General features: G+C 51.7%; 18 protein-coding genes, 2 tRNA genes and 1 other RNA gene. 6 read left to right on the forward strand and 15 right to left on the reverse strand.

From position 1 onward, the window contains the following. Positions 1-150: 150 nt before the first annotated feature. From yaaA to MON37_RS06915, 3 genes are all read left to right on the forward strand, one after another. A complete protein-coding gene (gene yaaA, locus MON37_RS06905) occupies positions 151-930 on the forward strand; it encodes a peroxide stress protein YaaA (RefSeq protein WP_039408534.1) in 780 nt (259 codons plus the stop codon). An 80-nt stretch (positions 931-1,010) separates the two neighbouring features. Next, positions 1,011-1,101, forward strand: a tRNA-Ser gene (locus MON37_RS06910). Between the two features lie 81 nt (positions 1,102-1,182). Beyond that, positions 1,183-1,272, forward strand: a tRNA-Ser gene (locus MON37_RS06915). 228 nt (positions 1,273-1,500) lie between these two features. Here MON37_RS06915 and MON37_RS06920 read toward each other — a convergent pair. From MON37_RS06920 to MON37_RS06940, 5 genes are all read right to left on the reverse strand, one after another. Next, on the reverse strand, positions 1,501-1,671 hold the full coding sequence (locus tag MON37_RS06920; protein WP_003757556.1) for a rubredoxin: 171 nt from the start codon (positions 1,669-1,671) through the stop codon (positions 1,501-1,503). Between the two features lie 85 nt (positions 1,672-1,756). Further along, complete coding sequence (locus MON37_RS06925; RefSeq protein WP_039408536.1) at positions 1,757-2,845, reverse strand: acyl-CoA dehydrogenase family protein; 1,089 nt, start codon at positions 2,843-2,845, stop codon at positions 1,757-1,759. A 154-nt stretch (positions 2,846-2,999) separates the two neighbouring features. Continuing rightward, complete coding sequence (locus tag MON37_RS06930) at positions 3,000-3,548, reverse strand: carboxymuconolactone decarboxylase family protein (protein WP_039408538.1); 549 nt, start codon at positions 3,546-3,548, stop codon at positions 3,000-3,002. A gap of 264 nt (positions 3,549-3,812) precedes the next feature. Next, the gene (dld, locus tag MON37_RS06935) at positions 3,813-5,504 is read right to left on the reverse strand and encodes a D-lactate dehydrogenase (RefSeq protein ID WP_039408540.1); all 1,692 of its coding nucleotides are present in this window, start codon (positions 5,502-5,504) and stop codon (positions 3,813-3,815) included. A 153-nt stretch (positions 5,505-5,657) separates the two neighbouring features. Further along, positions 5,658-6,623 (reverse strand): IS30 family transposase, encoded by a 966-nt coding sequence (locus MON37_RS06940; RefSeq protein ID WP_242883540.1) that lies wholly within the window; start codon positions 6,621-6,623, stop codon positions 5,658-5,660. 509 nt (positions 6,624-7,132) lie between these two features. Here MON37_RS06940 and MON37_RS06945 point away from each other — a divergent pair. Further along, positions 7,133-8,458: a sugar porter family MFS transporter gene (locus MON37_RS06945; RefSeq protein WP_039408783.1), complete on the forward strand. Its 1,326-nt coding sequence runs from the start codon at positions 7,133-7,135 to the stop codon at positions 8,456-8,458. Between the two features lie 180 nt (positions 8,459-8,638). Here the strand turns inward: MON37_RS06945 and ffs are convergent. Beyond that, positions 8,639-8,735: signal recognition particle sRNA small type (gene ffs, locus MON37_RS06950), an RNA gene on the reverse strand. A gap of 333 nt (positions 8,736-9,068) precedes the next feature. Between ffs and MON37_RS06955 the strand changes: the two genes are divergently transcribed. Beyond that, a complete protein-coding gene (locus MON37_RS06955) occupies positions 9,069-12,902 on the forward strand; it encodes a DUF3683 domain-containing protein (RefSeq protein ID WP_039408780.1) in 3,834 nt (1,277 codons plus the stop codon). A 59-nt stretch (positions 12,903-12,961) separates the two neighbouring features. On the opposite strand, the gene MON37_RS06960 is transcribed toward MON37_RS06955, so the two are convergent. The 9 genes from MON37_RS06960 to MON37_RS07000 all read right to left on the reverse strand — a co-directional run bounded on the left by MON37_RS06960 (position 12,962) and on the right by MON37_RS07000 (position 21,226). Continuing rightward, the gene (locus MON37_RS06960; protein WP_242883531.1) at positions 12,962-13,927 is read right to left on the reverse strand and encodes an IS30 family transposase; all 966 of its coding nucleotides are present in this window, start codon (positions 13,925-13,927) and stop codon (positions 12,962-12,964) included. 443 nt (positions 13,928-14,370) lie between these two features. Further along, positions 14,371-16,032, reverse strand: coding sequence for an electron transfer flavoprotein-ubiquinone oxidoreductase (locus tag MON37_RS06965; protein WP_039406593.1), 1,662 nt, complete (start codon positions 16,030-16,032; stop codon positions 14,371-14,373). A 194-nt stretch (positions 16,033-16,226) separates the two neighbouring features. Then, a complete protein-coding gene (locus tag MON37_RS06970; protein ID WP_039406596.1) occupies positions 16,227-16,643 on the reverse strand; it encodes a hypothetical protein in 417 nt (138 codons plus the stop codon). A 190-nt stretch (positions 16,644-16,833) separates the two neighbouring features. Next, on the reverse strand, positions 16,834-17,166 hold the full coding sequence (locus MON37_RS06975; protein WP_242883565.1) for a hypothetical protein: 333 nt from the start codon (positions 17,164-17,166) through the stop codon (positions 16,834-16,836). A 23-nt stretch (positions 17,167-17,189) separates the two neighbouring features. Further along, positions 17,190-17,609 (reverse strand): hypothetical protein, encoded by a 420-nt coding sequence (locus MON37_RS06980; RefSeq protein ID WP_242883567.1) that lies wholly within the window; start codon positions 17,607-17,609, stop codon positions 17,190-17,192. Positions 17,610-17,898: 289 nt separating this feature from the next. Continuing rightward, complete coding sequence (locus tag MON37_RS06985) at positions 17,899-18,795, reverse strand: IS3 family transposase (protein WP_242883570.1); 897 nt, start codon at positions 18,793-18,795, stop codon at positions 17,899-17,901. Further along, complete coding sequence (locus MON37_RS06990; protein WP_240593961.1) at positions 18,699-19,049, reverse strand: helix-turn-helix domain-containing protein; 351 nt, start codon at positions 19,047-19,049, stop codon at positions 18,699-18,701. Before MON37_RS06990 ends, MON37_RS06985 begins: the two co-directional genes overlap by 97 nt. Before the next feature lie 119 nt (positions 19,050-19,168). Further along, positions 19,169-20,077 (reverse strand): metal ABC transporter solute-binding protein, Zn/Mn family, encoded by a 909-nt coding sequence (locus tag MON37_RS06995; RefSeq protein ID WP_039406618.1) that lies wholly within the window; start codon positions 20,075-20,077, stop codon positions 19,169-19,171. A gap of 420 nt (positions 20,078-20,497) precedes the next feature. Next, positions 20,498-21,226, reverse strand: a complete 729-nt coding sequence (locus MON37_RS07000) for a YebC/PmpR family DNA-binding transcriptional regulator (RefSeq protein WP_003776493.1) — start codon at positions 21,224-21,226, stop codon at positions 20,498-20,500. A 372-nt stretch (positions 21,227-21,598) separates the two neighbouring features. Between MON37_RS07000 and MON37_RS07005 the strand changes: the two genes are divergently transcribed. After that, complete coding sequence (locus MON37_RS07005) at positions 21,599-23,017, forward strand: alanine/glycine:cation symporter family protein (RefSeq protein ID WP_039406620.1); 1,419 nt, start codon at positions 21,599-21,601, stop codon at positions 23,015-23,017. The last annotated feature ends 231 nt before the right edge of the window (positions 23,018-23,248 follow it).

Below are 23,248 nucleotides of genomic sequence, written 5' to 3' on the forward strand. Positions count from 1 at the left end.
TCGCCAAAGGTCGTCTGAAAAGTTTCAGACGACCTTTTTATATCCATATAAACCGCCTTTGCTATAACGGTATTTACTTCACTTATCAAACTTGCCCACAAAACATTTTAAACCTACAATGCCGCTGTTTATCACATCTCCGAGTCCATCATGTTCTTCGTCCTTTCCCCCGCCAAAAACCTCAATGAAAAAGACCCTGCGCCCGTCAAAGAATTCACCCAACCCGACCTCTTGGCGGAAGCCGAAATCCTGATGCGCCAACTGCGTGAACTTGCCCCGCAGCAAATCGCCGAGCTGATGCATGTCTCTGACAAAATCGCCCTCTTAAACGCCGAGCGCAACACCGAATGGCATACACCGTTTACCCCCGACAACGCAAAACAGGCAGTCTTTATGTTCAACGGCGACGTTTACGAAGGCATCGCCGCAGACACCCTCGAACCCGAACAAATCCAATATCTGCAACAACACGTCCGCCTGCTTTCCGGCCTCTACGGCGTCCTGCGTCCGCTGGATTTGATGCAGCCCTACCGCTTGGAAATGGGAACGGCGTTTGCCAACACACGCGGTAAGAACCTGTATGAATTTTGGGGCGACATCATCACCGACCTGCTGAATGACACCCTTGCCCAAGCAGGCAGCGACATATTAATCAACCTCGCTTCGCAAGAATATTTCAAATCCGTCAACACTAAAAAACTCAAAGCCCGCCTGATTACCCCCGTTTTCAAGGATGAAAAAAACGGCAAATACAAAATCATCAGCTTCTACGCCAAACGCGCGCGCGGACTGATGGTACGCTACGCGGCGGAACATAATATTACCGACCCGGAAATGCTGAAAAATTTCGATTACGAAGGCTACTCATTTAACGCAGCCGCGTCTAACGAGTCCGAATGGGTGTTCATGCGCAAAGAACAAACCAAGTAAAAACAAAAAACTAAATATTCCCCTAAAAATTTCGCTTGGCAAACCCGACAAATTTCATTACTATTTCGGCTTCAAGAAACGGAAGCGTGGCAGAGCGGTTTAATGCAACGGTCTTGAAAACCGTCGAGGGTTGATAGCCCTCCGTGAGTTCGAATCTCACCGCTTCCGCCATTTCTTGAAAATAGAAAAACCAAATAAAAATGAAGTGAAGCCCAGCCAACAGCATTTTTATTTGGTTTTACTTTATTCTACGGAAACGTGGCAGAGAGGCTGAATGCAGCGGACTCGAAATCCGCTGAGGGTGCAAATCCTCCGTGGGTTCGAATCCCACCGTTTCCGCCAAACCGGACAAGAAGCCGCTGCAAAAACAGCGGCTTTTTGTTTTTCTCCTGAAGTCTCCCTCAATAAAACCCCTCCTCGGATTGTTAAAACAAACTCAAACAAGAAGTAGCCAAGCCTTATCGTTTACTTCTGTTTATCCATCCGAAAAATGAAAAAGCTTCATTGAAAAAGGTCGTCTGAAACCGTTTGACCCAACGTTTTCAGACGACCTTTTCAGTTTGTCCAAAGCTATATCACGAAGTCCAGCAGATAAAAGTCTTCTTTGCCCACGCCGCATTCGGGGCATTTCCAATCGTCGGGGATGTCATCGAATTTGGTGCCGGGGGCGATGCCGTGTTCGGGGTCGCCGAGGTCTTCGTCGTAAATCCAGCCGCAGGGGCCGCACATGTATTGTGCCATGGTGTGTTCCTTCTAATGGTTGAGGTCGTCTGAAAACGGTCGGCAAAAGGTTTTCAGACGACCCCTTGTTGGTCTGTTTCAGCCCTTATGCCGCTTCCAGCGCCGCGATTTCTTTGCGCAAGTGTTTCAACGCGGGGGTAACGATGGCGACAAACATGGCTTCGCGGACGCGGCGTTGGGCGGGGCTGCGCATGAGGTAGCCTTTGGCGCCGGCGTGTAAGGCGGCAGATTGGGCGGCGGCAAGCGTCAGCTCGGCGGCGGCGGCGCGCAGTTTCAGCGTGGCGAGGTTGTCGGGCGTGTTGTTCCAAGCCAAGTCTGCCAGCCGTTCGGTGGTTTGCCATGCCTCGTCCAAGGTGGCTTTGAGGCTGTCGTAGCTGTCGTCGAGATAGCTGTTGACCTCGGCGTTGACGACGTTGGCGATGCGGATGATGCCGAGGCTGCCGTCGATCACGCCTGCGCCGATGCCGATTTGCAGCAGGATGAAGCCGGACTTGATGGAGGCGATGTAGTCGGAGAACTGTTCGGGCGCGGCGATCACGTCTTCGTCAGGGATGAATACGTCTTTGAAGTTCAGGCTGAACGTGCGCGTGCCTTCGAGGGCGCAGAATTCGGGGCAGGCTTGCAGGGTCACGCCTTCCCATTGTCCGCCGGTGATGAACATGACGTAGCCGTCGCCGATTTGGGCGGTATTCGCCCAGATGTGGTCTTCGCCGATGTTGGATACCCACGGCAGCGCGCCGTTAACTTTGTAGCCGCCGTCCACGCGCTCGGCTTGAAGGTTGTGTTTTTCAATGCCGGCGAGGTGTTTGACGGTATTGGACATGCCCGTACCCGCCAATACTTTGCCTTGCAGGATGTCGGCGAGGTATTTGTCTTTGACGGCTTGGTTGGGCGTCTGGTGCAGATACCAAGCGCAAGCCGCCTGACACCATGCGCTGAACGAAGTCGCGCCGCATTCTTTGCCGACTTCGCGCAAGACGGCGATTTGCGTCGCCAAACCCAAGCCGTTGCCGCCTTCCGCTTCCGTACCGACTGCGCCGAATCCGCCGATGGCGCCGAGTTCGCGCATAAAATCTTCGGGATACAAGCCATTGCGGTCGATTTCGTCCACTAAGGGTTTGAGTTTGGTTTTGACGAGTTCGGCAACTTGAGACAATAAGGTTTCACGGTTCATGGTCTTATCCTTGAAAATGTGTGCGGACGGCGTGGGGAGGGCGTTCCGTTGGAAAGGGGAAGCGGTCCGTTACAGGGACGGCATTTTTGAAAAAGGTCGTCTGAAAACGGGCAAATGGTTTTGCCGCCACTTTTCAGACGACCTTGGATCAGAATCAGGCGAACGCCTGCAATTCAGGGTTGATTTCTGTTTGCGCGACGTTGTTGACGTAGTTGCACAAAGTCGCCAAGGCAACGCCCATCACGACTTCGACAGCCTGCTGCTGGTTGTAGCCGGCGTCGAAGAAGGCTTTGAGTTCGGCATCGGATACCGCGCCTTTTTTCGCCATCACGGCTTGGGTAAACGCAGCGAGCGCGCCCAGTTTGGCATCGTCAAATTCGCCCGCCGCCAACGCGCGCGCGGCTTTGATGGATTGCTCGGACAGGAGTTTTTTCAGGGTTGCCAGTTTGGTGTGGCCTGCCACGCAGAAACCGCATTCGTTGGTTCGGGCGGCGATGATTTGGATGACTTCGACTTCACCGGGAGTCAGACTGTTGGCGGCGTTCAATTTGCCGACTTCTTGATAGAACGCCAACGCTTCGGGCGCGTTTGCCAATACGCCGATGAGGTTGGGGATGAAGCCGTTGTTTTTCAGCGCGGCTTCGATGCGGGGTTTTGCTGCTTCGGGAGCGGTTTCGACGGTGTGTACGGTTAAGCGTGCCATATTGGTTTCCTTTTTATTTGCGATTTGTCAAAAGATGGAGGGCATAGTAGGGAAACAAATCCCAAAGTTGAAAGACCTGATAATTATTTTGATAAAACCAATAGTTATAAACAGCCAAGAAATTGATTAGATTTATATAATTATTTAATTACATCGATAGTTTTAAAAAATAGGTATAAATGGAAAAAAAATCAAAAAAGGTCGTCTGAAAACCGAATACAGTTTTCAGACGACCTTTCATTCACTTATCCAATCCTAACCTTATCATTCAGCCCAGTTTTTCTTCTTACTGGTCTTACCTATGCCCGGATTGAAACTGTTGGTCGGGTCGAGTTTGCGGTAGAACTGCTTGAGCGCGGGTTTCGCTTCGTATAAATGACCGACATTGTGTTCGGCGGGATATTGCGCGCCGCGTTGGTCTAAAAGATGCAGCATTTCGTGTTCCAATGCCATGCAGTCGTTGCCTTTTTTGATGATGTAATCCTGATGGAAAACGTGGCACATGAAATGTCCGTAGTAGAGCTTGTGGATGATTTTATTGTCGATTTCCGACGGCAGTTTTTCAAACCAGTCGCGGTCGTCGCGGCGCAGGGCGATGTCCAGCGCGACCAAATCTTCCACTTCATCATCATGCACGGCGCGGTAGCGGATGGCGGCTGAGGCAACGGCAAAACGGTGCAGCATGGCGGCTTGGGTTTCTTCGGCGTTGCATTCGAAAAACGTGCCGCCGTGGTGTGCAAAATACTCTTTCAAAAACGCGCGCGCTTCATCGACGCCTTTTCCGCCCATTTTCAGAATCAGGTGGTGTTCGTATTTGTCGCGGTAATCGCGCATGGATTTGGGCAGGTGGTCGGGCAGGTATTTGCTGACGAACTGCATGACTTTGTCGGAAAAATGTTTGGGCAGAAAGCTGACTTTTTTGCCGAATCGGTCAACTTTGGCTTTGAAATCAAATAATTTTGGCAGTTGGTGCGTACCGAATTTTTTGATGACGTAGAACGTATCTTTGCCGTACACGTCGGCAATATCGAAAGCGTCACGATGGATGTATTCGCCGGAAACGGGCAGGCTTTCAAATTCGCCCAAGGCAGCGCGGCGGATGTCGGTCAGTTCGTTGATGTCGTTGGTGCCGATGTAAAACACGGCAGTTTGCTTCTCTTGCGGGAAGGTATCCAAGCGGACGGCGAATACCATCAGTTTGCCCGCGCAGCCAGACGCTTCGTAATGGCGCGCCGGGTCGGCATTGAAACGCGCGGCGGTCGGCTCGTCCACTTGGCGCACATGGTCGCAATAGGCGTGGTCGTGTCCTTTGCCCGCATCTTGCGTGATGTCTTTTCTTTGATAGTGATGGCCTTGAAGATTAGTCAGGATTTCTTCGGGCGTGTCGCCCAAATCTATGCCCAAATGGTTGACCAGCTCCAGTTTGCCCTCTTCGTTGATTTGGGCAAACAGCGCCATTTCTGTGTAAGCCGGGCCGCGCTGCACCAATGCGCCGCCGGAGTTGTTGCACACGCCGCCCAAGACGGACGCGCCGATGCAGGATGAACCGATGACCGAATGCGGTTCGCGCCCCAAAGGTTTCAGCAGCAATTCGAGTTGATTCAGGGTTGAACCGGGCAGGCAGACGACTTGTTCGTTGTTGTTGATGGTTTGGATGATGTTCATCCGCATGGTGTTTACAATCACAATGTCGCGGTCATAATCGTTGCCGTCGGGGGTCGAGCCGCCTGTCAAACCGGTATTCGCCGCCTGTGTAATCACAATCACGTCCGCTTCGACGCAGGCCTGCAAAATTTTCCACATTTCCAGAATGGTTCCGGGGCGCACCACTGCCAACGCCCTACCCTCGCCGAAACGGTAGCCTTGGCGGTATTGTTCGGTTTTCGCGGGGTCGGTGATGATGTATTTTTCGCCGACGGTTTGAGTCAGGCTGCTGATTAATTGCGAGGCGTTCATGATGCGCTCCTGATGGGTTTGTTTATGGTTCTCCCGGGGAGATATATATCTGCGGGAAACGCAGGCAATCGACCCGATATATCGAAATGAAAATATTGTAGTAACGCAACAAAGTAAAGTAAAGGTCCTTGGATTCGGATTTCAAGTGCAACACTAGGGTACCAGTGGTTGGAACAGATTTAAGAATAAAACACTTGGCGTTTCGTAGCCAAGTGTTTTTCTCGGCCGGTGGTTCAACTCATCTTGAACCCTGCGTATCTCCCGATCGCTGATGTTTCGGAAATCGGTTTGTTTGGGGAAATATTGCCGGATGAGTCCATTGGTGTTCTCATTCAGCCCTTTCTCCCAAGAATGGTAAGGGCGGCAAAAATAGGTTTTCGCCTTCAATGCTTTGGCTATTTTGGTGTGTTGGTAGAACTCTTTGCCGTTATCCATGGTGATGGTGTGGACTCTGGCTTTATATGCCTTTAATACCCTAATGGCCGCCCGGGCAGTGTCTTCGGCTTTTAAGTTCTTTAATTTGCAGATGATGGTGTAGCGGGTAGTGCGTTCGACCAAGGTCAATAACGCGCTTTTCTGATTTTTGCCGACGATGGTGTCGGCCTCCCAATCGCCGATGCGGGTTTTCTGGTCGACGATAGCAGGTCGGTTCTCTATGCCGACGCGGTTGGGCACTTTGCCTCTGGTCCATGTGCTGCCGTAGCGTTTGCGGTAGGGTTTGCTGCATATTCTGAGATGTTGCCACAAAGTGCCGCCGTTGCTTTTGTCTTGGCGAAGGTAGCGGTAAACGGTGCTGTGATGGAGTGTGATCCCGTGGTGTTTATGCAGGTAGGCACATACTTGTTCGGGACTGAGTTTGCGGCGGATAAGGGTGTCGATGTGTTGAACCAGCTGCGAATCGAGCTTATAGGGTTTTCGCCGGTGCTGTTTGGTCAGCCGGCTTTGCTTCTGTGCTTTTTCGGCGCTGTATTGCTGTCCTTGGATGCAGTGCCGCTTGATTTCGCGGCTGATGGTGCTTTTGTGGCGGTTGAGCTGTTTGGCGATTTCGGCGATGGTGCAGTGGCGGGACAGGTATTGGATATGGTATCGTTCGTCTTGGGTCAGTTGTGTGTAGCTCATGGCAATCTTTCTTGCAGGAAAGGCCGTATGCTACCGCATACTGGCCTTTTTCTGTTATGGAAAGTTGCACTTCAAATGCGAATCCGCCATCGTCTGAAGGCAAATTTTTCGAATCACCCCGATATTTTGACCGAATGCCGTACCATCATCTGAAACACCCCTCAACAAAAAACCTTATTCAATCCAAGCTTTGGCTTTCAGACGATCCTATCCCTTTCCGGTGCAAACTTTGTGAATAATCAATTTTGACACTGATAGCGTCTTGCCAGCCTATGAGTTTTAAAACATAATGACCCGGCCTTTTATCAATAAAAAATGCTTCTCAACAATAACATCATTCTTCAGAAAGTCGCGCCTTTCTATTCTTCCAACTAAAATCTCCCGCGCGTCTTGCCTGATGGCACGTTACTAAAACCGGCTGAAAACAGAAGTTTTACCGCTCCGCTTTCCGTTTATACGGAGCGCGGCGGGTAGGGTTTTCTTAACTGTCAATCAAGTGAGGACGCTTCATGAATCAGTCAAAACTTCTCAGATGGTCCATTACGGTCGCGCTGGCGGGTTTCCTGTTCGGTTTCGATACCGTCGTGATTTCCGGTGCGGATCAGGCATTGCAGGAATTGTGGAAAAGCCCGGATTGGTTTCACGGTTTGGTCGTTATGTCATCCGCGCTTTGGGGGACGGTCATCGGCGCGCTCTTTGGCAGCATACCGACCGATAAATTCGGGCGTAAAAAAACGCTGGTCGTCATCGGCGTGTTGTATGTCGTCGGCGCGCTCGGTTCTGCCTTGGTCAACGACCCTTATTCCTTCGCCTTCTTCCGCTTCATCGGAGGCTTGGGCATCGGCGCATCGACCATTGCCGCGCCTGCCTACGTTACCGAAATCGCGCCTGCCGAAAAACGCGGACGCTTGGTGGCGATGTATCAATTCAACATCGTCTTCGGTATCCTGATTGCCTATCTTTCCAACTATATTTTCTCCGGTCTGAATTTGGGCGAGAACACTTGGCGTTGGATGCTGGGAGTACAAGTCGTCCCTGCCTTGATTTATACCGTCATGGTGTTGAGCATTCCGCTTTCGCCGCGCTGGTTGGTGATGAAAGGGCGTATCGACGAAGCGCGCAAAGTGCTTGCCTTGGTCAATCCTGATGCGGACATTGAAGAATTGGTCGCCTCCACCCGCGAAGACAGCGGTAAAAAAGAAAGCCTGTGGCTGAAAAAATACCGCCTGCCTGTTTTACTGGCATTCCTGATTGCGTTTTTCAACCAAATGTCGGGCATCAACGCCTTCCTCTACTACGCACCGCGTATTTTTGAAATCGCAGGTTTGGAAAAAAGCGCGGCCTTGGGCGGCAGCGTGGGCGTGGGTTTGGTCAACCTGATTTTCACTTTCGTCGGCTTGGCATTAATCGATAAATTCGGCCGCCGCCAACTGATGTATATCGGCTCGTTCGGCTACATCATTTCGCTCGGTTTGGTGTCGCTTGCCTTCTTCCTCGGCTGGAAGGGCATGGCGGTTCCGCTCTTTTTCTTCCTCTTTATCGCCGCACACGCCATCGGTCAGGGTACGGTAATTTGGGTGTTTATCTCCGAAATCTTCCCCAGCCACCTGCGTGCGCAAGGTCAGGCGTTGGGCAGCTCGACCCACTGGGTGCTTGCCGCCGCCATTCCCGCCGCCATTCCGTTCCTGTTCGGCAGCATCGGGGCGGGCTGGGTATTTGTCTGTTTCACGGCGATGATGGTGTTGCAACTTTTCTTCGTGATGACGATGATGCCGGAAACCAAAGGCGTGCCGTTGGAGGAATTGTCCAAATCGCTGATTAAAGAAGATATTTAAATCGATATGAACGAAAAGGTCGTCTGAAAATGTTCAGGCGACCTTTTCCCATCCCGGATTCTATAGTGGATTAAATTTAAATCAGGACAAGGCGAGGCAACGCCGTACTGGTTTAAATTTAATCCACTATACAAAAGCAAAAACACCGAAGACCAATCAATCTTCGGCGTTTTTTAATAGGGTGGCGAGCCAGACCCCCGGCACTGACGCATCGGAGTGGGCTGCTGGCTTCCGCCCCTGACCCGTTGTTCCGAATTACCATGCGGGGAGACCCGCCGTAAGAGAGTGGCATTATAACTGTTTTACGGGAAAACTCAAGCGCGGCGGCGTCGAAGGTCGTCTGAAAAGTCTTTTTACCTTTAAATTGTCAACAATATTTGCCTTTTTGAAAATTATTCCTATTGAAACATTTTTCGCCTTTTCCGTTGAAAAACATCGGAATTTAAACTACATTAACACTTTCTACCAAGTTGTCTGATTGGCTCGAAAATCGTTTTAACTTCGTTGAAGCTGCGCTTTCAGACGACCTTTTTCCTAAAAACACAGCGAAATCATGCCGCAGCTTTCCGCAGTTTCGCCGTACCAATAATCATACGGACACACCGCCACCATGACCACGACTACCGCCCCGCAGCGTATTCGGGAAATTCCCTACAACTATACTTCCTACACCGACCGCGAAATCGTCATCCGCCTGTTGGGCGACGAGGCGTGGCAGATTCTGCAGGACTTGCGCGGACAGCGCAGGACGGGGCGGTCGGCGCGGATGTTGTTTGAAGTGTTGGGCGATATTTGGGTGGTCGTGCGCAATCCGTATCTGGTCGATGATTTGCTGGAGCATCCGAAACGCCGTGCCGCGCTGGTGCGGGAAATGCGCCACCGTTTGAACGAAATCCGCAAACGCCGCGACGACAATCCGCAAGTCGATCTATTGGTTGCGGCGGCAGAAAAGGCGGTCGAGCGTTTTGACGGCAGTTTTGACGAAACGCGCCAAAAGCGGCGGCAGATTTTGGAGCGTTTGAGCAAAATCACCAAGCCGCACAATATTATGTTTGACGGGCTGGCGCGGGTAACGCACGTTACCGACGCGACCGACTGGCGCGTCGAATATCCGTTTGTCGTCGTCAATCCTGACACGGAGGCGGAAATCGCGCCTTTGGTGCGCGCCTTAATCGAGCTGGATTTGGTCATTATCCCGCGCGGCGGCGGCACGGGTTATACCGGCGGCGCCGTGCCTTTGGATGCAAACAGCGCGGTCATCAATACGGAAAAACTGGACAAGCATCGCGGCGTCGAATTTGTCGAACTGGCGGGCTTGGACGGCAAACATCCGATTATCCATTGCGGCGCGGGCGTGGTAACGCGGCGGGTGGAAGAAACCGCGCATCAGGCGGGCTTGGTGTTCGCCGTCGATCCGACTTCTGCCGACGCTTCCTGCGTGGGCGGTAATGTGGCGATGAATGCGGGCGGCAAAAAAGCCGTGCTGTGGGGGACGGCGTTGGACAACCTCGCCTACTGGCAGATGGTCAACCCGCAGGGCGAATGGCTGCGCATCGAGCGCGTGCGCCACAATTTCGGCAAAATCCACGACGAAGAAACCGCAGTCTTTGACGTGCACACGTTGGATTCAGACGGCCTCAATATCGTTAAGACCGAACGCTTGGAAATCCCCGGCCACAAATTCCGCAAAGTCGGTTTGGGCAAAGACGTTACCGACAAATTCTTGAGCGGCCTTCCCGGCGTGCAAAAAGAAGGTACGGACGGCATCATCACCAGCGTCGCCTTCGTGTTACACAAAATGCCGAAATACACGCGCACCGTGTGTATGGAGTTTTTCGGCACGGTCGCCACCGCCACGCCTTCTATCGTCGAAATCCGCGATTTCCTGCTCGCCCACGACAGCGTGCGGCTGGCCGGCTTGGAACATTTGGACTGGCGTTATGTCCGCGCCGTCGGTTACGCCACCAAAGCGGCGGGTAAAGGACGGCCGAAAATGGTTTTGCTGGCGGACGTGGTTTCAGACGACGAAGCCGCCGTAGAGGCAGCCGCCGAACACATCTGCGAACTTGCCCGCGCCCGCGACGGCGAAGGCTTTATCGCCGTGTCGCCTGAAGCGCGCAAAACCTTCTGGCTCGACCGCAGCCGCACCGCCGCCATCGCCAAACACACCAACGCCTTTAAAATCAACGAAGACGTAGTGATTCCGCTGGAACGGTTGGGCGAGTATTCGGACGGTATCGAACGCATCAACATCGAGCTTTCCATCCAAAACAAACTCACCCTGTGCGCCGCATTGGAGCAATATCTTTCGGGCAAACTCCCCATCGACAAAATGGGCACGGACCTGCCAACCGCCGAACTTTTGGGCGAACGCGGCAAACATGCCCTTGCCCACGTTTCCGCCGTCAAAGAACGTTGGGACTGGTTGCTCGCCAATCTCGATACGCCGCTTGCCGACTACAAAGCCCGCTACGGCGCAGCCGTCCATGCCGCGCCCGAAGCCAAAGACAACGAGAGCTGTTTCACCGCCTTCCGCGACTTCCGCCTGCGCGTGTCCGTCAAAGAAGACGTAATGAAACCGCTCGCCGAAATCTTCAGCGGCAAAACCGACACCAAAATCATTGAAGGCTTGGGCAAAATCCACGCCAAAACCGTGCGCGGGCGTGTCTTCGTCGCCCTGCACATGCACGCCGGCGACGGCAACGTCCATACCAACATCCCCGTCAATTCAGACGACGCCCAAATGCTTCAGACGGCCTACCGTTCGGTCGAACGCATCATGAAACTCGCCCGCTCGCTCGGCGGCGTGATTTCCGGCGAACACGGCATCGGCATCACCAAGCTCGAATTTCTGACCGATGAAGACTTGCAGCCGTTTTGGGACTACAAAAACCAAGTCGATCCCAAACACACCTTCAACCGTCACAAACTGATGAAAGGTTCGGACCTACGCAACGCCTACACGCCGTCCTTCGAGCTGTTGGGCGCGGAATCGCTGATTATGGAGAAATCAGACCTCGGCACCATCGCCGATTCCATCAAAGACTGCCTGCGTTGCGGCAAATGCAAACCTGTCTGCTCCACCCACGTTCCGCGTGCCAACCTGCTGTACAGCCCGCGCAACAAAATCCTCGGCGTGGGGCTCTTGACCGAAGCCTTCTTATACGAAGAGCAAACCCGCCGCGGCGTTTCCATCAAACACTTCGAAGAACTCATGGACATCGGCGACCACTGCACCGTGTGCCACCGCTGCGTCAAACCCTGCCCCGTCAACATCGACTTCGGCGACGTTACCGTAGCCATCCGCAACTACCTTGCCGACTCCGGCCACAAACGCTTCGCACCCGCCGCATCGATGGGCATGGCATTTTTGAACGCCACCGGCCCGAAAACCATCAAAGCCCTGCGCGCCGCCATGATACAGACCGGCTTCCCCGCACAGAACTTCGCTTATAAAATCGGCAAACTCCTGCCCGTCGGTACCAAAAAACAAAAAGCCGAACCCAAAGCCACCGTCGGCACCGCTCCGGTCAAAGAACAAATCATCCACTTCATCAACCGTCCTTTGCCCAAAAGCGTGCCCGCCAAAACACCGCGCTCCATGCTCGGCATCGAAGACGACAAAAGCATCCCCATCATCCGCAACCCCGCCGCGCCCGAAGATGCCGAAGCCGTGTTCTACTTCCCCGGCTGCGGTTCCGAGCGTTTGTTCAGCCAAATCGGACTCGCCGTCCAAGCCATGCTCTGGCACGTCGGCGTACAAACCGTCCTGCCGCCCGGCTATATGTGTTGCGGCTATCCGCAGGACGCAGGCGGCAACAAGGCAAAAGCCGAGCAAATGAGCACCAACAACCGCGTCGCCTTCCACCGCATGGCAAACACCCTCAACTACCTCGACATCAAAACCGTCGTCGTCAGTTGCGGCACCTGCTACGACCAGCTCGAAAAATACCGCTTCGAAGAAATCTTCCCCGGCTGCCGCATCATCGACATCCACGAATACCTGCTCGAAAAAGGCGTGAAACTGAACGGCGTGAAAGGTCAGCAATACCTCTACCACGACCCCTGCCACACGCCCATCAAAACCATGAACGCCACCCAAATGGCCAGCAGCCTCATGGGGCAGAAAGTCGTCTTAAGCGACCGCTGCTGCGGCGAATCCGGCATGTTCGCCGTCAAACGCCCCGACATCGCCACCCAGGTCAAATTCCGCAAACAGGAAGAAATCGAGAAAAACCTCAAAGAACTGCCACAGGGCGAACCCGTCAAAATGCTCACCTCCTGCCCCGCCTGCCTGCAAGGCCTGAGCCGCTACGCCGACGACAATGACATGCCCGCCGACTATATCGTTATCGAAATGGCGAAACATATCCTCGGAGAAAACTGGCTGGACGAGTTTGTGAAAAAAGCCAACAACGGCGGCGTGGAGAAAGTGTTGCTGTAAGGTTTGTATGGTTTTCAGACGACCCCGAAGGTTCTTGGATTCGGATTTCAAGTGCAACACTAGGGTACCAGTGGTTGGAACAGATTTAAGAATAAAACACTTGGCGTTTCGTAGCCAAGTGTTTTTCTCGGCCGGTGGTTCAACTCATCTTGAACCCTGCGTATCTCCCGATCGCTGATGTTTCGGAAATCGGTTTGTTTGGGGAAATATTGCCGGATGAGTCCATTGGTGTTCTCATTCAGCCCTTTCTCCCAAGAATGGTAAGGGCGGCAAAAATAGGTTTTCGCCTTCAAGGCTTTGGCTATTTTGGTGTGTTGGTAGAACTCTTTGCCGTTATCCATGGTGATGGTGTGGACTCTGGCTTTATATGCCTTTAATACCCTAATGGCCGCCCGGGCAGTGTCTTCGGCTTTTAAGTTCTTTAATTTGCAGATGATGGTGTAGCGGGTAACGCGTTCGACCAAGGTCAATAACGCGCTTTTCTGATTTTTGCCGACGATGGTGTCGGCCTCCCAATCGCCGATGCGGGTTTTCTGGTCGACGATAGCAGGTCGGTTCTCTATGCCGACGCGGTTGGGCACTTTGCCTCTGGTCCATGTGCTGCCGTAGCGTTTGCGGTAGGGTTTGCTGCATATTCTGAGATGTTGCCACAAAGTGCCGCCGTTGCTTTTGTCTTGGCGAAGGTAGCGGTAAACGGTGCTGTGATGGAGTGTGATCCCGTGGTGTTTATGCAGGTAGGCACATACTTGTTCGGGACTGAGTTTGCGGCGGATAAGGGTGTCGATGTGTTGAACCAGCTGCGAATCGAGCTTATAGGGTTTTCGCCGGTGCTGTTTGGTCAGCCGGCTTTGCTTCTGTGCTTTTTCGGCGCTGTATTGCTGTCCTTGGATGCAGTGCCGCTTGATTTCGCGGCTGATGGTGCTTTTGTGGCGGTTGAGCTGTTTGGCGATTTCGGCGATGGTGCAGTGGCGGGACAGGTATTGGATATGGTATCGTTCGTCTTGGGTCAGTTGTGTGTAGCTCATGGCAATCTTTCTTGCAGGACAGGCCGTATGCTACCGCATACTGGCCTTTTTCTGTTATGGAAAGTTGCACTTCAAATGCGAATCCGCCGTTGTCTGAAACCGTCATTCATTAAATCGGTGAAGAGACTTTGGAAAGATAGGGAAAAGACAATTTTGACGCGCCAATTTGCCAACAGAAGTTTGACGAACGTCCTATATCTTTCAAAGCTGAAAAGACAATGGCTCAGAAATTGGCTTTGCCTGTGAGCTGTGTTCCCAAACAATCCCCCTCCGATTTTCAGACGACCTCTACGTTTTAAGCAGATAAAATCCTATCCCTTCTTCAACTCTTTCCGACTATGAAAAAAGGTCGTCTGAAAACCTTAAACCAGGATTTTCAGACGACCTTTCTTTATCCGGCGCGGCAAATGTTTGCCCAACTTAGCCAAAGTCGCCGCCGAAACCTACATCCCGCCGTAATTCGGTCCGCTTGCGCCTTCGGGGCAAATCCAAGTGATGTTTTGCGTCGGGTCTTTGATGTCGCACGTTTTGCAGTGCACGCAGTTGGCGGCGTTGATTTGCAGGCGCGGGCTGCCGTTTTCTTCGACGATTTCGTACACACCAGCCGGACAATAACGCGTTTCGGGCGAGGCGTATTCTTTGTAGTTCACGTCTATCATCGTTTGCGGATTTTTCAGCACCAAATGGTCAGGCTGATTTTCTTCGTGCGCGAGGTTGGCGAGGAAGACGCTGCTTAAACGGTCGAAGGTCAACACGCCGTCAGGTTTCGGATAATCAATCGGCTTGCACGCGGCGGCTTTTTTGAGCTGCTCGTTGTCTTTGCCATGATGTTTCAAGGTCCACGGGGCCTTGCCTCTGAAAATCATCTGGTCGATACCGGTATAGATTGAACCAAGGTAAACGCCCCATTTGAATGACGGACGGACGTTACGCGCGGCGTAAAGCTCTTGATACAGCCAGCTTTGTTCAAAACGTTGCTGATAATCCGCTGCCTCTTTGCCGCTGTCGAAGCCCTCCGCTTCTTCAAGGTTTTCCAACAAGGGAAACACAGCCTCTGCGGCGAGCATGGCGGATTTCATGGCGGTATGAATGCCTTTGATGCGCGGCATATTGAGGAAACCCGCCGCATCGCCGATTAAAACGCCGCCCTTGAACGAGAGCTTCGGCAGGCTTTGCAGACCGCCTTCAATCAGAGAACGCGCGCCGTAAGCAATGCGGCGGCCGCCTTCGAAGGTTTTGCGGATTTCGGGATGGGTTTTGAAACGTTGAAACTCTTCAAACGGCGACAGATAAGGGTTTTGATAGTCCAAACCGACTACAAAACCGACGGCGACTTTGTTGTCGTCGAAATGGTAAACAAACGCGCCGCCGTAGGTTTGACTGTCGAGCGGCCAGCCCGCGCTATGTATCACCAAGCCGGGCTGATGTTTTTCAGACGACACTTCCCAAATTTCTTTGATGCCCAAGCCGTAAGTTTGCGGCTGGCTGTTTTGGTCGAGTTGGAAACGTTCGATAATTTGCTTGGAAAGTGAACCGCGGCAGCCTTCGGCAAACAGAGTTTGCTGCGCCCAAAGCTCCATGCCGGGCTGGAAACTGTCGGTCGGCTCGCCGTCTTTGCCGATGCCCATATTGCCGGTCGCAATACCTTTGACCGAACCGTCTTCGTGATACAGCACTTCGGCGGCGGCAAAGCCCGGATAGATTTCCACGCCCATATTTTCCGCCTGCTCCGCCAACCAGCGCACAACTTCGCCCAAGCTGACGATGTAGTTGCCATGATTGTCAAAATTGGGGGTAACCGGCAGATTGAACGCTTTTTTCTCCGTCAGGAACAACACTTTGTCCTGCGTTACCGCACGCGTCAGCGGCGCGCCTTTTTCTTTCCAATCGGGAATCAGCTCATTCAGCGCAATCGGATCAATGACCGCACCCGCCAGCGAATGCGCACCCGCCTCCGAACCCTTCTCCACCACGCAAACGCTGATTTCGCGTCCGTTTTTTTCGGCAAGCTGCTTGAGTTTGATGGCGGCGGACAAACCCGACGGGCCTGCGCCGACAATCACGACATCGTATTGCATACTGTCGCGGGTGATGGATTCTGTCATGGCGGTTCCTGTATGTTTATTATTGAATTGAAAACCCGCGATTATACAACGGGAACATATAGTTACCAAATACAACAAAGGTCGTCTGAAAACCATATTTTCGGTTTTCAGACGACCTTTTCTTCAAGTCCAACTAATTTTCCACATATTATTCTACATATTGACGCAATACACTTTCCGAATACCACTCTTCTTCATTTTTTGCCAATATGATAGAGCACACCTTCCTCAAAAAGGGTTTTATCCGATATTTCATCGATAAAAACAAAGCGTCCATATAAAGATAGCATTTTATCTATCTTAGTAATATCTGTAAGACACAGAAAAAAATTGCAAGGAATACCGTTCAAATCCTCCAATAAATCGCATTGAAGCCTAAAGTAATCCAATTTCAACTGTTTTTTGTTTTTCTTGATAAATTCTAAATAAGTACGCTTATTGGCAAAATTTTCGGGATACACTCCTTTTTCTTCAGAAAAAGTATAAATCCAATCATATAAAGAAAAATTTTTATCTCCGATATGAAATAAAGTGTTTTCATTATATTTTGAAAAACCTCGAATTTCTTTATTGTCCGGGATACTGAGAGTAATAATGAGCGCAGCAGACATAACAAATAAATGCAGCAAATAGAAAAAAGCCTAACCAAACGATAAATTGAGGTAAAACATCGCCCACATGACATCTATTCTTGTCTTTTCCCAAGAATAGACAAGAATGACCAGTATGACTGTCTAATGGATTGGAAATTCAAACTCATCACTAACAAAGGTCGTCATGATCTGTCTGTCTGCAAACCGCTTACATTTCCATGCGGTAAAAACACCGCAAATCCAGCCTCAACCCCGCGCTGATTTGTGCAACGGATACCTTATTTTCCTTTATATGTTTCAAAACAAGCTTGGCAAAGTCTTCTTCGCCTTCCCGATGCCTCAAGAGCACATCAGAAAAAACGAAACTCCCACCGCAAAGCCTGTAAATCCATCTGAGCCACTCCGCCCCTTTTTCCGTCATATACGATGCAGTTTCGCTTCTTTCCGTATAAACACCGCCTTCGCAAAACCTGAAATAGACCCATAAATCAGTATCTTGTGCCACTAGGGCAAACGCTTCGCCGCGCATTTTCGCCAGCATGGGGCAAGGGCGGGAAGCAGCAATCAAATAGGCAAAAGATATACAGATACCGTTTTGTTTATTTGTTCAAAATATATTTTTGTCCGAAGCCGACGCAAAAAAAACGGCGCATCCGACAAAACCCCGCGCCCGATGCCGACTTCAGGCAAGTCCCCGAAATCCTCGGAACAGGCAAACTCCACATAGCGCAGGTTTTCCGACATAGAAACGATGACATCCCGCATGTCTTCCGATAAACAGAAAACCGACTCGCAAGGACATTTGTTTCTCAATTCCAATTTCAAATATTGCTTAAACAGCTTGGGGTTGCCCTTTTCCGTAATCCATCCTTCGGAAGACATATAGGCTTTTGACAGGAAATCGTCATCACTATTCCATACCTTGCGGAAAAACGTATAAGCCGTATCCTCTTTTTCAACATAAAACCGCCTCTGCTTCAGCAAGTGGATGTACGGATTGTCGGATTCGCAGACTATTTGAAAAACATCTTAATTCCTAATTCTCAGCAGTCCCAGATTTCTTAAGATAGCAGGTCATCCTGACGACCACGGTCAAATCGTCGGATACGGCAGCCGCCTCCATGGCACGTATAACGCGCCACGCCTAGTCGAAATCGGCTTCTGTTATTTTAGAGTTTGTTATTTCTTCCAAAGATGAAAATGTCCATATTGCACAAAAGGCCATCTGAAAACTGAACTGGCCCCCAAATCTTGGACACTCATAAAAGCCTATTCAGGTGCTCTGTGCAAGCTGGGTTCTGTATGCGACAGGACTCAGCTTTTTCAATTTCAAACTGCAACGCTCCCGGTTGTAGTAATCCATATAGTCATCTATCTGCTTCATCAATTCATCTACTGTCAATTCACCTGCGTTATAGAAACACTCCGTCTTCAACACCGCAAAGAAGCTCTCCATCGGCGCATTGTCCCAGCAGTTCGCCTTTCGCGACATGCTTTGAACCATGGAATGCTCCGCAAGCAATTCCCTATACCCCGCCGTACGGTACAGCACACCTTGGTCCGAATGAAGCATCGTTCCTTTAGCAGTCAGACGGGGGGCGGCTTTTTCGAGCATTTCCTTCACCATTTCGCTGTCGGCTCTGCGGCTCATGGCGTAGGCGACGATCTCGCGGTTGAACAAGTCCAAGATTGGCGAGAGGTACAGTTTGCCGTCCTTCCCTTTGAGTTCGTTAACGTCGGTCAGCCATTTTTCGTTGGGCTTTCGGGCTTTGAACCGGCGTTTGAGGAGGTGTTCCGATATCTCGCCCATAGCGGGATGGCGGTAGGCTTTTTTCGCCCGTATGAGGGCTTTCAGTTCCAACTGCCTCATCAACCGCGCCGCTTTTTTGCGGTTCCAACCCAATGCTGCGGCAATGCGCCTTTGTCCGTAGCGTCCTTTATGCCGCCGGTAGGTTTCGACAAGGAGGGCTTTGTCGGCTGCGTCGGGGTCGGGTCGGTCTTGGTGATGGTAGTAAAAGCTGCTTTTGGGCAGGTTTGCGATGTGCAGCAGGTATTTGAGCGGATGTTGCGCCCTCAGTGTTTGGACGGTTTGGCTTTGTCCTTTTCGGTCCGCTTTGGGCTGAGGGCTTTTAACTCCTTTAGGTAGGCAACCTCTGCGCGCATATAGCACAACTCTTCGATAAGCTCTGCCTGTGTTTTTTCTTGGTCGAGTTTATCTGCGATGAAGGGGTTTTTGCGGTGTTGGTGCATGGTTTTGGATTGGGGATGTTCGAGTGCGCCGATACCGCCTTCTTGATAGGCGCGTATCCATCGTCTCAGGTGGGTTCGTGAGATGCCGTAGTGGTCTGCGGTACGTTGTTGGCTGCGTATATGCAGGTAGTGGAGTACGGCTTGGTATTTGAAGTGTAATGTATATTTGCTCATAAAAAAACTGCACCTTGTGAGTTGGAGGGGATGTCCAACTTTTGGGGTGCAGTTCAAACCTCGTATTTAATTTTCAGACGGCCTTTTGACTTTTTTCAATTCAAACCAATCAAACGGTTTTATTTCTTCATCGCGTCGGTCAAGGCTTTGACGTTGTAGCGGTACATGCCGATATAGCTGTTGGCGGGTGCACCGCCGAGTGCGTCGGAGTAGAGTTTGCCGCTGACGTTGACGCCGGTTTCTTTGGCGATGCGGTCAACCATGCGCGTGTCTTTGATGTTTTCGGTGAACACGGCTTTGATGCCTTCGCGTTTGATTTGGCGGATGATGGAAGCGACTTGTTTGGCGGACGGCTCGGCTTCGCTGCTCACGCCTTGCGGGGCGATGAACTCGATATTGTAGCGTTTGCCCATGTAGGAGAAAGCGTCATGTCCGGTCAGGACTTTGCGCTTGGCGGCGGGAACGGCGTTAAAGGCGGTTTGAGCGTCGCTGTGCAGTTTTTTCAGTTGCACTTGGTAGTTGCCCAAACGTTGTTGGTAATAGGTTTTGCCTTCGGGGTCTGCCTGAATCAGGGCGTTGGCGACGTTTTGGGCGTAGGTCGTCATCAAGACGGGGTCGTTCCAGACGTGCGGGTCGAATTCGCCGTGGTCGTGGTGGTGGCCTTCGTGGCCGTGGTCATGATGATGGTGGCCGCCTTCTTCGGCTTTAAGCGCCTGTATGCCTTTGGTTGCTTCGGCGAAAGGGACTTTGCTTTGTTTGACGGCGCGCTGAACATCAGCCGCTTCCAAACCCAAGCCGTTGAGCAGGATTAATTTTGCACCACGGATTTTTTTGATGTCGCCGCTGGTCATGTGGTAGGCGTGGGAGTCTTGGTTGGCACCGACCAAATTTTGTACGGCAACACGGTCACCGCCGATTTGTTTGGCAACATCGCCCAAAATGCTGAAGCTGGTAACGACGTTCATCGGTGCTGCGTAAACTGCGCCGGACATTAATGCAGCGATGACGCTGAGTTTCCAATGTTTCATGTTTTTCTCTCTGTAATTGATATAACGTAACAATCCTTCATTTTAAAACAGCAAAACGGAATCTTCAAGCAGCTCCACTTATAGATAGTTCCCTAGCCTAAAAGTTTTTAGATACTGCAATTTTAAATTTTCAGACGACCTTTGAGCCTATTGTTTTCGTGGACGGAGTCCACGCTACGGCACTTGTGTTGCCAACAGACCGCGTGGCGTGGGCTTTGCCCACGAGCCACTCAAAAGATTTCAGACGACCTGTCCGACAATTATTTTCGTGGGTAAAACCCACGCTACGGCTTTTACGTTATAAACAACTCTTGTAGCGCGGGCTACTCCCGCGAACCATTAAAGATTTCAACAAACAACCCACCAAAAATCTCAGAAACAAAAAAGCAGACCCATCAGGTCTGCTTTCAATCTTTCCGATTAATCCAGATTCAAAACCGCGGAGGTGTAAACGTCCTGTACGTCGTCCAAATCTTCCAGCGCGTCAATCAGTTTCTGCATTTTGACGGCGTCTTCGCCGGAGAGTTCGGTTTCGTTTTGGGCGCGCATGGTGACGTCGCCGTCAACGGATTTGTAGCCTGCGGCTTCCAATGCCGCTTTCACGCCCGCCCAATCGTTCGGGGCAGTGATGACTTCGATGGAGCCGTCGTCGTTGGCAATCACGTCTTCCGCACCGGCTTCCAGAGCGGCTTCCATCAGCGCGTCTTCGTCAACGCCGGGTTCGAACACCAAATAACCTTGATGCACGAAGTTGAACGCGACGCAGCCGTCGGTGCCCAAGTTGCCGCCGTTTTTGGTGAACGCATGGCGCACGTCGGCGACGGTGCGGGTTTTGTTGTCGGTCAGGCAGTCCACCATCAGTGCTGCGCCGCCGATGCCGTAGCCTTCGTAGCGCAACTCGATGTATTCCACGCCTTCCAAGTTGCCCGTACCTTTGTCGATGGCGCGTTGCACGTTGTCTTTGGGCATATTGTTTTCGGCGGCTTTTTCCAAAGCCAGGCGCAGGCGCGGGTTGGCGCCGGGATCGCCGCCACCCATGCGGGCTGCGACGGTGATTTCTTTAATCAGACGGGTGAAGATTTTGCCGCGTTTGGCATCTTGACGGGCTTTTTTATGCTGGATATTCGCCCACTTGCTATGACCTGCCATATATGGATTCCTTTCGATTTTCCGCCTTATCCGGCGGGCTCTTGCTCATTTTCAAAGGGCGCATTTTAACATAGGTTGAATATACCTAAAATATTCAGACGACCCTGCATCCTGCCCAAAGGGTCGTCTGAAAACGCCGATAGCGCCCGACAAACGCAAAAATCTTGTCTTTGCCCAAACCTGGCCCTTTTTTTCGTTTGCCTCACAAAAGGTTTACGGTATCATGCAGGCCTGCTTCAGGATTGTTGACAACTTGGGGCGAAACGGACGAAACCGGCCTGCTCGCCGCGCCGTCCGACACAACGGCATTCAACGGAGTAACCGCCGCCGGATGCCGTCATCTGTTCATTTTTCAATATAAGGTTTGTAATTATGGAAAAAACATTGTCTGCACTGGTGGGCGCAGTCAATCTGATTCTGTGGGACTACCTGCTGATTTACGCCCTTTTGGGCATCGGCCTGTTTTTCACACTCTATCTGGGTGCGCCGCAGATTACCAAATTTGGCGAAGGTCTCAAATCCGTCTTTGGCGGCTTGTTTTCCAAAAAAGACAAAGACGATAAATCTTTGTCGCAATTCCAAGCACTCGCCGTTGCCGTCTCCGCCCAAATCGGCACGGGCAACGTCGCCGGCGTGGCAACCGCCATTACCGCAGGCGGGCCGGGCGCGATTTTTTGGATGTGGCTTTCCGCCGTTTTGGGGATGTCCACGATTTTTGCCGAAGCCCTGCTCGCGCAAAAATACCGCGTCGTCAGCCACGGCAAATACATCGGCGGCCCCGCGTTCTACATCACACACGGCCTGACCCCGAAAATCGGGCGCGGCGCGGCGCGTTTCTTATCGGGCTTCTTCTCCATCGCCCTGATTATCGCGCTGGGTTTTATCGGTAACGCCACGCAGGCAAACTCCATCGCCTCCTCTGTTACCATCGCCTTTAACGTACCGGCATTGGCAGTGGGCATCACCCTCGCCATCCTTGCGGGCATGATTATCGTCGGCGGCGTAAACCGCATCGCCAACATCGCCCAATTCGTCGTGCCGTTTATGGCGATTATCTATATTTTGTGCGCGGTCGTTATCCTGTTTGAATTCTCCGACCACATCGTACCGATGTTCAACCACATCTTTACCGCCGCCTTCAATCCTGAAGCCGTTTTAGGCGGCGCAGCGGGTATCGGTATGCGCGAAGCCGTCCGTTACGGCGTGGCACGCGGGCTGTTTTCCAACGAAGCGGGTATGGGTTCGACGCCGCACGCACACGCAACCGCCGACGTGAACCACCCTGTTCAACAAGGCTTGGCAGCATTTATCGGCGTGTTCATCGACACCATCTTGGTCTGCACCGCCACCGCACTGATTATCCTCCTGACCGATGCCAACCTTTCCGGCGAACAAGGCGCGGCGGTGACCCAATTCGCCTTCAGCAAAGCCTTCCCCGGCTTCGGTTCGCAACTGCTCGCCGTCTGCCTGACCTTCTTCGCCTTCACCACCATCATCGGCTGGTACTACTTCGGCGAGTCCAACATCCGCTTCCTCTTCAGAGGCAAACACTTGGGCATCTACCGCGCGCTCGTGCTGCTGGCTATCGTGTTGGGCACGCTGGGCAAAGTCGATTTGGTTTGGAGCCTGTCGGATATGTTCAACGGCTTCATGGTCATCCCCAACTTAATCGCCCTATTCCTCTTGCGCAAAGAAATCCGCACCGTTTACGACGATTATCTGGCGCAGAAAAAAGCAGGCAAAAACTTGTCCTACCAATATGAATTCCACGAATTCCACGACAAGGCTTAATCCGCAATCGTGAAAATATGACTTAGCATCATATTGAGATTAAATGTAGTTATTTTTTTCTTGATACTTGTTTATTGCTGTTTTACCAGCTATGCCAATCTGCGGCTGCTTTTGCAGCCGTTTTTCTTTGTATATTCATATTAAATAGTATTGTAATAATGTAGATCCTCAAAGACTGTTAATGAGCTTGGTATTTCTGAAAGATTTTTGAAATAGCAAAACAACAAAGGG

The organism is Morococcus cerebrosus (assembly GCF_022749515.1).
GTDB classification, from domain to species: domain Bacteria; phylum Pseudomonadota; class Gammaproteobacteria; order Burkholderiales; family Neisseriaceae; genus Neisseria; species Neisseria cerebrosa.

Excerpts from the sequence above, each read along its gene's own strand:
- MON37_RS06940 (WP_242883540.1), bottom strand. The coding sequence starts at position 6,623 with ATGAGCTACACACAACTGACCCAAGACGAACGATACCATATCCAATAC.
- MON37_RS06970 (WP_039406596.1), bottom strand. The coding sequence starts at position 16,643 with ATGTCTGCTGCGCTCATTATTACTCTCAGTATCCCGGACAATAAAGAA.
- MON37_RS06960 (WP_242883531.1), bottom strand. The coding sequence starts at position 13,927 with ATGAGCTACACACAACTGACCCAAGACGAACGATACCATATCCAATAC.
- MON37_RS07005 (WP_039406620.1), top strand. The coding sequence starts at position 21,599 with ATGGAAAAAACATTGTCTGCACTGGTGGGCGCAGTCAATCTGATTCTG.
- MON37_RS06995 (WP_039406618.1), bottom strand. The coding sequence starts at position 20,077 with ATGAAACATTGGAAACTCAGCGTCATCGCTGCATTAATGTCCGGCGCA.
- yaaA (WP_039408534.1), top strand. The coding sequence starts at position 151 with ATGTTCTTCGTCCTTTCCCCCGCCAAAAACCTCAATGAAAAAGACCCT.
- MON37_RS07000 (WP_003776493.1), bottom strand. The coding sequence starts at position 21,226 with ATGGCAGGTCATAGCAAGTGGGCGAATATCCAGCATAAAAAAGCCCGT.
- MON37_RS06975 (WP_242883565.1), bottom strand. The coding sequence starts at position 17,166 with ATGCTGGCGAAAATGCGCGGCGAAGCGTTTGCCCTAGTGGCACAAGAT.
- MON37_RS06955 (WP_039408780.1), top strand. The coding sequence starts at position 9,069 with ATGACCACGACTACCGCCCCGCAGCGTATTCGGGAAATTCCCTACAAC.
- MON37_RS06925 (WP_039408536.1), bottom strand. The coding sequence starts at position 2,845 with ATGAACCGTGAAACCTTATTGTCTCAAGTTGCCGAACTCGTCAAAACC.
- MON37_RS06930 (WP_039408538.1), bottom strand. The coding sequence starts at position 3,548 with ATGGCACGCTTAACCGTACACACCGTCGAAACCGCTCCCGAAGCAGCA.
- MON37_RS06945 (WP_039408783.1), top strand. The coding sequence starts at position 7,133 with ATGAATCAGTCAAAACTTCTCAGATGGTCCATTACGGTCGCGCTGGCG.
- dld (WP_039408540.1), bottom strand. The coding sequence starts at position 5,504 with ATGAACGCCTCGCAATTAATCAGCAGCCTGACTCAAACCGTCGGCGAA.
- MON37_RS06965 (WP_039406593.1), bottom strand. The coding sequence starts at position 16,032 with ATGACAGAATCCATCACCCGCGACAGTATGCAATACGATGTCGTGATT.
- MON37_RS06920 (WP_003757556.1), bottom strand. The coding sequence starts at position 1,671 with ATGGCACAATACATGTGCGGCCCCTGCGGCTGGATTTACGACGAAGAC.
- MON37_RS06990 (WP_240593961.1), bottom strand. The coding sequence starts at position 19,049 with ATGAGCAAATATACATTACACTTCAAATACCAAGCCGTACTCCACTAC.